The organism is Prosthecobacter sp., assembly GCF_044373815.1.
GTDB lineage: Bacteria > Verrucomicrobiota > Verrucomicrobiia > Verrucomicrobiales > Verrucomicrobiaceae > Prosthecobacter.
This window is the reverse complement of record NZ_JBIPNG010000355.1, coordinates 1-6,953: the sequence shown is the minus strand read 5'-3', so window position 1 is coordinate 6,953 and position 6,953 is coordinate 1. Positions and strand designations below refer to the sequence as shown.

At 54.4% G+C, this 6,953-nt stretch carries 6 protein-coding genes and 1 pseudogene; all 7 read right to left on the bottom strand.

What is annotated here, in order from left to right; genetic code table 11:
- A pseudogene (locus ACIREA_RS22980) lies at positions 1-346 on the bottom strand (transketolase); the annotation flags it as partial.
- Positions 343-1,122 carry a TylF/MycF/NovP-related O-methyltransferase gene (locus ACIREA_RS22975; RefSeq protein WP_397384682.1) on the bottom strand — a complete coding sequence of 260 codons (780 nt, stop codon included), beginning with the start codon at positions 1,120-1,122 and terminating at the stop codon, positions 343-345. The pseudogene ACIREA_RS22980 and the gene ACIREA_RS22975, both read right to left, overlap by 4 nt.
- Positions 1,123-1,346: 224 nt before the next feature.
- Complete coding sequence (locus ACIREA_RS22970; protein WP_397384681.1) at positions 1,347-2,411, bottom strand: NAD-dependent epimerase/dehydratase family protein; 1,065 nt, start codon at positions 2,409-2,411, stop codon at positions 1,347-1,349.
- Between the two features lie 12 nt (positions 2,412-2,423).
- On the bottom strand, positions 2,424-3,359 hold the full coding sequence (locus ACIREA_RS22965; RefSeq protein WP_397384680.1) for an FkbM family methyltransferase: 936 nt from the start codon (positions 3,357-3,359) through the stop codon (positions 2,424-2,426).
- A gap of 14 nt (positions 3,360-3,373) precedes the next feature.
- Positions 3,374-4,864, bottom strand: coding sequence for a lipopolysaccharide biosynthesis protein RfbH (gene rfbH / locus ACIREA_RS22960; protein ID WP_397384679.1), 1,491 nt, complete (start codon positions 4,862-4,864; stop codon positions 3,374-3,376).
- A gap of 10 nt (positions 4,865-4,874) precedes the next feature.
- Positions 4,875-5,987, bottom strand: a complete 1,113-nt coding sequence (gene rfbG / locus ACIREA_RS22955; protein ID WP_397384678.1) for a CDP-glucose 4,6-dehydratase — start codon at positions 5,985-5,987, stop codon at positions 4,875-4,877.
- Between the two features lie 5 nt (positions 5,988-5,992).
- A complete protein-coding gene (rfbF, locus tag ACIREA_RS22950) occupies positions 5,993-6,775 on the bottom strand; it encodes a glucose-1-phosphate cytidylyltransferase (RefSeq protein WP_397384677.1) in 783 nt (260 codons plus the stop codon).
- Positions 6,776-6,953 lie beyond the last annotated feature (178 nt).

Below are 6,953 nucleotides of genomic sequence, written 5' to 3'. Positions count from 1 at the left end.
CGAGTGAGCCCGTGGAAAATTCCACACCAGGGATTTTGTGGCTGATGTGGGCCATGAGCCGGGAGCCATCCTGCGCATAAGTTTGAAGTTCATCGACCGGAAAGAAACCACGCAACGCCAGTGCAGCATAGAGAGCAGTGCAGGAATGCCCTTTGCTCAAAAGAAAGCGGTCCCGCCCGGGCCACTCGGGCTCTTCAACGCGGACCCTGAGGACATCGGCGTAAAGCACGGCGATGATATCCGCCATCGAGAGAGCACCGCCAATGTGCGAGGCGTTTGCCCGCGCGACCATACGGACAGCTTCAATACGGATCTGTCCAGCCAGTGCTGTCGAATCGAAGGTCACTTGATGAAGTAGGAGATGTGCGGGTCGAGGTTGGTGCGTTTGAGTTCGATCTGCTTGAGGTCAAAGGATTCCATAAGCGCAGTGGTCTCTCCAGGAAATTCGGGACAGTTGAGCTCGTCAAAGGCCACGATGCCGCCTTTGACGACACGCGGATAAAGGTACTCGAGCGCACTCATCGTCGGAGCGTAAATATCGAAATCGAGATAAAGCAGACTGATCAGCAGGCTGGGATGGTCTGTAACATACTGAGGGATGGTCTTGCAGGCGTCGCCTGCGACGAGATCGACTTTTGGAATGTGGCCCAGCGGACGATTTTTATCGTGAAGCGCAGCCAGTTCGGCGATTTCATCTTTCATGCTGGGACTGATATTGAAAGCATCTTTATGAAGATGGTCGGAGGAGCCAGACTGAGTGTCCTTTTCATGCACAGAGGGAAAGCCTTCAAAGGTATCAAAACCCACAATGCGGCGGGTGTGATTGTAAGGTTCAAGAATGCTTGAAAAGTGGAGCCAGCTCATCAATCCACCACCAGCAAACACACCACATTCGACGATGTTTCCGTGTGCTGGCAAGGCGAGCTGAAAAAGCTCATAGCGAGTGAGAAAACGGGCGATGTCCTGACGACGAGCATGGCGAGGAAAATTCTGTAGTCGCTGAGGCAAGGGGGCAGCCGAGTTTTCGAAGGTCTCACAAAATTGATCGATGACGCCTTTTTCTGCAGATGTGTACTTTGCCTCGTGCTGGCCCATGGCCTTTAAGGTGCTTGTCGATTTCATGTGAATGGAGATGTCGTTGTTAATACAAAATGTGAGCGTATTTCGGTCAAGGACTCGGAAATGTCTAGCGTCTGTTGAAAAACCTCTTGATGCGCCTATGGGAGCCGCCCTTTTGGGTGTTTCAAATTGAAATGCGGGTGAATTTCCGCCCGATCAGCGGCGCTTTTCTGCGTGCATCGCCGCAGGCAGCGCTCGAATGCAGCCATGCGATCCGAGACAAGTTTTCAAACAGGGCCATGCTGCCGTTCACTGTAGTAGCGAATCGTTCTGGCAAAACCTTCCTCTACGGAATAGCGTGCTTTCCACCCTAGGGCCTTCAAGCGATCCACATTGGGAATGCTTATAGATACCGGGCTGGGCAAATATCCAGCGGTGGGAGTACCCAGTCGCTGCACGCCTAGATTCCAATCTGGGAAGAGAGAGGTTAAAGTTTCGGCCAGTTCCGCAATACTGCAGACAGCGTCAGGATTGCCTGAATTATAAGCCTCTCCAGGCTGACCATTGAGCAAGATGGTGAAAAAAGCCTTCACTCCATCACTCAGATAGCAGAAGGCACGCACGGCGGTGCCGTCACTGCGCAAGATGATGTTACGCTTTAGAACCACGTCGTTTACGAAATCGGCGTAGACACGCCCATCGTCAACAGCCATGCCCGGACCATAGGTGTGAAAGGGGCGGACAATGACAGCAGGAAGCTTGAACTGCTGCACGTAAGAGGCCACCAAAGTCTCGGCGGCCCTCTTGGACTCAGCGTAGCAAGAGCGAGGATTTAACAGGTCAATAAAACCGTAATCATTCTCGCTGGTCGGTATTTTGTCAGCCTGCACCTGGCCATAGACTTCACCACTGCTCAGAAATAGGAATCCTTCACTGCCCCAGATACGAGCAAGCTCAAGCAGATGGCATGTTCCCATTAGATTCGCGGTCATCGTACCGACGGGGTCGGGGCCGTAGTACTTGGGGCTTGCCTGACTGGCGGCGTGAATGATAAAATCACATCTCTCAGGGATGACAATCTCTTTGGCTACATCACCGACAATGAAAGATAACTCAGGGCAGTCGAGGTAGTCTGAAAAGCGCTGCCTAGCCCGGTCAAGATTGCGCACGAGGCCAATAACGCGGCACTGCATTCCAGCATCCTTATTCAATTGGAGCAGCGTCTCAACCATGCAGGAGGGAAGGCAGCCGTTCGCCCCGGTGACAAGCACTGTTTTACCTCGAAATCTCTGCCAATCTAGAGGGCTGGACAAGATTTCTTGCAGATCCTCAAGAACGATGGGGTGCATCATGATGAAAATCTATTAAGCCCACCCGGCTATGATTTCAGCATGTTTCTCGCCATGGAGAAACAGATAATTGGTGTCCGTTGTTTGCTCGGTCACGCATGGACAGCTAACCAAGCAACCGCTTTTAATTACAAAGCAGCCATAGCCCAACTGCATCATAAATTGGATGAGGTCGTTCGGATGGTAGTCGTACTTTGCACACCATTTGCGGAGCATCTCGGAAAAGACCACCGGCCTGTCTCGTGCGAGAAGCTTTTCAGCCCCTCGGAATACCAGCAGCTCCGCCCCTTCTACATCACACTTTATAAAGTCAGCTTTGACTGCGTGGTCTTGGCAATAATCATCCAGCCGCACAACCTCACAACGCACCTCCTCAACGTTGTCCGCATCATAGAGGCGGGTCAGGCTCGCAGCTGCAGAAAGGTTGGGATAGCTGTAAAAAATCAACTCTCCACTCTTATCGGAAACGCCGAGGTTTAGAGGGCGTATCCCGTGCAGTCCATTCAACTCAAAATTTCTCCGTAGTATTTCGTATGTTTGTGGAATGGGTTCGAAAGCAAACCCCGAAATACCTGGAAAATAGTGAGCAAGCGCCAAACTGTAAAAGCCGGTGTTTGCCCCAACGTCGATAAAGTGAGCCGCAGCGCCACCAAGGCTTGAAATAATTCGCCTTGTTGCTTGAATTTCATCGCGCTCATAATCACTAAAGTTGAGCACTTCAAAAGGTGAACTCCTCATGTCACCGGGCATGCAAATCATGGAAATACGCGGGTTTTTCAGCTCCGCGATGACAACACCATTTTTCAGTCTGATTTCCTCAATATTCACCCCGTTCAAGAACTCAGCGTATGAAAAAAGGTGCTCATGCTCCACGCTCATTTCACTGATGTAGTCTCCCTTACTTATCCGCCCAGAAAGGAATGCGTTTTTAATTTGGACTAGTTTGTTCATGTTTTTTCGATGAGCTACTTGGAACGGACAAATTGACGAATGGTCTCGATCTCGTAGTCGAGCATGGCTTTGGACAAGCCAGGGTAGGTGCCGAGGAAGATGGCGGTGTTCATGATCTCGTCGGCCCCACTGAGCGGGGCGGCGACGCGGAGGGCTTCGGGGCGGTCTTTTTGGAGCTGAACGAAGGCTGGCTGGCGGAGAAGGTTGCCGCCGAAGAGCATGCGATTGCCGATCTTCTTTTGATCGAGATGGCGTCCAAGATCGGTGTGGGTGAAGGGGGCGTTCTGTTTGACTCGAATCATGAAGCCGAACCAGGAACAGTCCACGCGGCAGCCCGTGTCGTCCCAGATGAATCCTTCCGGTGACCAGCCTGTGGCGTGGGTGGGAAGGGAGAAAGTGATGAACTCTTCCAAGTCGGCAAGGCCTGCGCGGAGGTAGTCCCAGTTTTGTTTGCGTGCCTCAATGAAGGCCGGGAGTTTTTTGAGCTGCTGGCGGCCGATGGCGGCCTGAGGGTCGAGTGGCTTTAAATTGTAGCCGAGGTGGCTGTAGATGTATTTGTGGTCGTAGCCTTTGGGGAGCTGGCCGAGCTGCCAGTCAAAGCGTTTGCCGCAGGTGTTGTCGATGCCTGAGGCGCACCAGCAGTCGCGGCCCCAGTCACGGAAGCTTTCGGCATAGCTCTTGAGTGGCGGGCGATGAACGATGTTGACCGCCCCGCCCTCCCCCATGGTGAGGTGATGCGGAGGATAAAAAGACTGGGTGGAAATGTCTCCCCAACTGCCGGTGTAGCGGGTGATGTGAGTGCCGTCCGCGGGAATGCCAGGGGAGTTTTCTTTGAAGCCAAGAGCGGCTGCGCGCCCGATCGGCATGGAGTAGGTGCAGCCGAGGGCATCGCAGTTGTCCTCAATGAGCCAGAGGTCATGCTTGCGGCAAAACTCGATGACGGCACCGAGGTCAAAGGGATTGCCCAAGGTGTGGGCCATCATGACGGCTTTGGTTTTGCCGGCGACGAAGGCGGCTTCGAGTTGCTCGCTGCGTGCGTTGCCCGTGTTGGGGTCGTTGTCGATGAAGACTGGGACGGCACCACACTGAATGATGGGGGCCACAGTGGTGGGAAAGCCTGCAGCGACGGTGATGACTTCATCTCCGGGCTGGATGCGTTTGTGCGGTGGCAGTTTGTGCGTGGTGAGGGCGGCGAAAGCCACCAGATTGGCGGAGGAGCCGGAATTGACGAGAAGGGAGTGTTTGACGCCAAGGAAGCCAGCAAGTTCCTGCTCAAAGGCCTCACCTTCAGGACCAAGGGTTAGCCAGAAGTCGAGCGTGGAGCCGACGGCTGCTTCGACTTCATCTTCAGTGAAGACGCGGCCCGCATAGGGTACCTTGGTCTCTCCGGGAATGAAAGGGGTGGCATTTTCGGCACCGGGACGGTTGGCCGTATGCATGAGTGCGGAATACTCGCGCGTTAGCCGGAGGATTTCTTGTTTGAGATCGGAGGGGGAACGTTTCACGAAAAATGAGTCATGCGGCCCATGGGAGGTGCGCGGAGGAGGCGGCAGCCGTGTAGTCTGTGATCTGCTGAGCAGTCAGCCCCGGGGCGCTGGCAGGATTGAGATGGCACTGATGATACCATCCTACCGTGCGAGCAACGGTCTGCTCAAAATTCCAAACGGGCTGCCAGTGGAGCAGGTGCCGGGCCTTGTCGGTCGCGAGATTGAGCAAGGTGGCTTCGTGAACGGCATATGGATCTGACTTGTCTTCCCAAGTGCCGGGCCAATGTTTGAGGGCTTCGTTGACGACGTCTGCGACGCTGCGGTTGGAACTGAGCGCGGGGCCAAAATTAAAGGCGCTGCAGAGTTGATTGAGTTCCGGCGCTTTCTTTTCAGCGGCCTGATGAATGGAGGCGGCGAGGTGCAGGTAGCCACTGAGGGGCTCCAGCACATGCTGCCACGGACGTGTGGCCACCTTATTGCGCACGGCGACGGACTCACCCCGAGCGAGAGCACGAATGCAGTCAGGCATGATGCGGTCCAGCGCCCAATCTCCACCGCCGATGACATTGCCAGCGCGTGCGGAAGCGATGTGAACGAGAGTGCCCGAACCCGAGAAAAAGGAGCGCCTGTAGGAGCTGATGGCGATCTCGGCAGCACCTTTGGAAGCGCTGTAGGGGTCATGCCCGCCTAGTGCATCCACCTCCCGGTAACTATGCACCCATTCGCGATTGTCGTAGCACTTGTCCGTCGAGACACACAGCAAGGTGCATGGCCGGGCAGCAAGGCGCACTGCCTCCATCACATGCACTGTGCCCATCACATTGGTGGCAAAGGTGTCCACCGGTTGTGCATAGGAAAGCCGCACGAGCGGCTGCGCAGCGAGGTGAAAGACAAAATGGGGCTGCGTTTTTTCGACCAACCGAGAAACGAGCCCCAGATCGCGAATGTCTCCGATGTGATGATCGAGACGACCTTCGAGCTTCAATTCATCAAAGAGCGCAGGCTGAGTATTGGGCTCCAGCGCGAGGCCAGTCACCTCGGCACCTAACGAGAGCAGCCATTCAGCAAGCCAGCTGCCCTTGAAGCCTGTGTGGCCCGTGAGCAGAACACGCTTTCCGCGATAGGTGTCAGCAAAATGCATAGTGCCTACCAGATTTTCCAAGGCGCTTTGCCTTGCACCCAAAGTTCATTGAGATGCTGCATCTCCTGGTAGGTGTCCATCGGCTGCCAGAAGTCTTCATGGCGAAAGGCATTGAGCTGGCTGTCACGGACAAGGTTATCGATCGGCTTTCGCTCAAGCATTTCCTGAGGGTCATCGCTGAGGTAGTCAAACATCTGGTGGCTGCACACCATGTACCCCCCATTGACATAAGCCTCTTCATACTGCGGCTTTTCGTTGAAGACGTGAATGGTGTTGTCATTCTCGATGCGCAGAGAACCGAAGCGACCAGCGGGATGGACGGCAGAGAGTGTGCAAACTTTGCCTGAAGCACGATGCGCCGCAATGGAGGCATTGATATCGATGTTGGAGAGGCCATCGCCGTAGGTTAGCAGGAACGGCTCGCCATCCGGAATGTAACGCTGGATGCGCTTCACTCGGGCGGAGGTCATTGTGTGTTCACCCGTTTCCGCAAGGGTCACCGACCAGTCTTTTTCATCATTTTTGTCATGAAATTGCAGAGCTGCATTTTGACCGAGGTACAGCGTCACGTCGGAAGTATTCCAGAGATAATTGCGGAAGTACTCCTTGATGCATTCTCCCTTGTAGCCCAGGCAGATGATGAACTCCTTGTGCCCGTAGTGCGCGTAGGTCTTCATGATGTGCCAGAGGATTGGCTGGCCGCCGATTGGGGCCATTGGCTTCGGGCGAAACTCGGTTTCCTCGCGAAGACGGGTGCCTTTACCACCGCATAAGATCACAACCTTCATATTTTTATGAGCATTATTGAAGCAAGATCAGGCCTGCATGGCTAGATTTTATTGGCCACCTGCCGGTAAAACTCCAGCGTCTTGCTGAGCCCTTCCTCCCATGTGACTTTGACCTCGTAGCCCAGGCCGGCTTTTGCCGCACTTATGTCTGCCAGAGAATGCAGAACGTCACCTACGC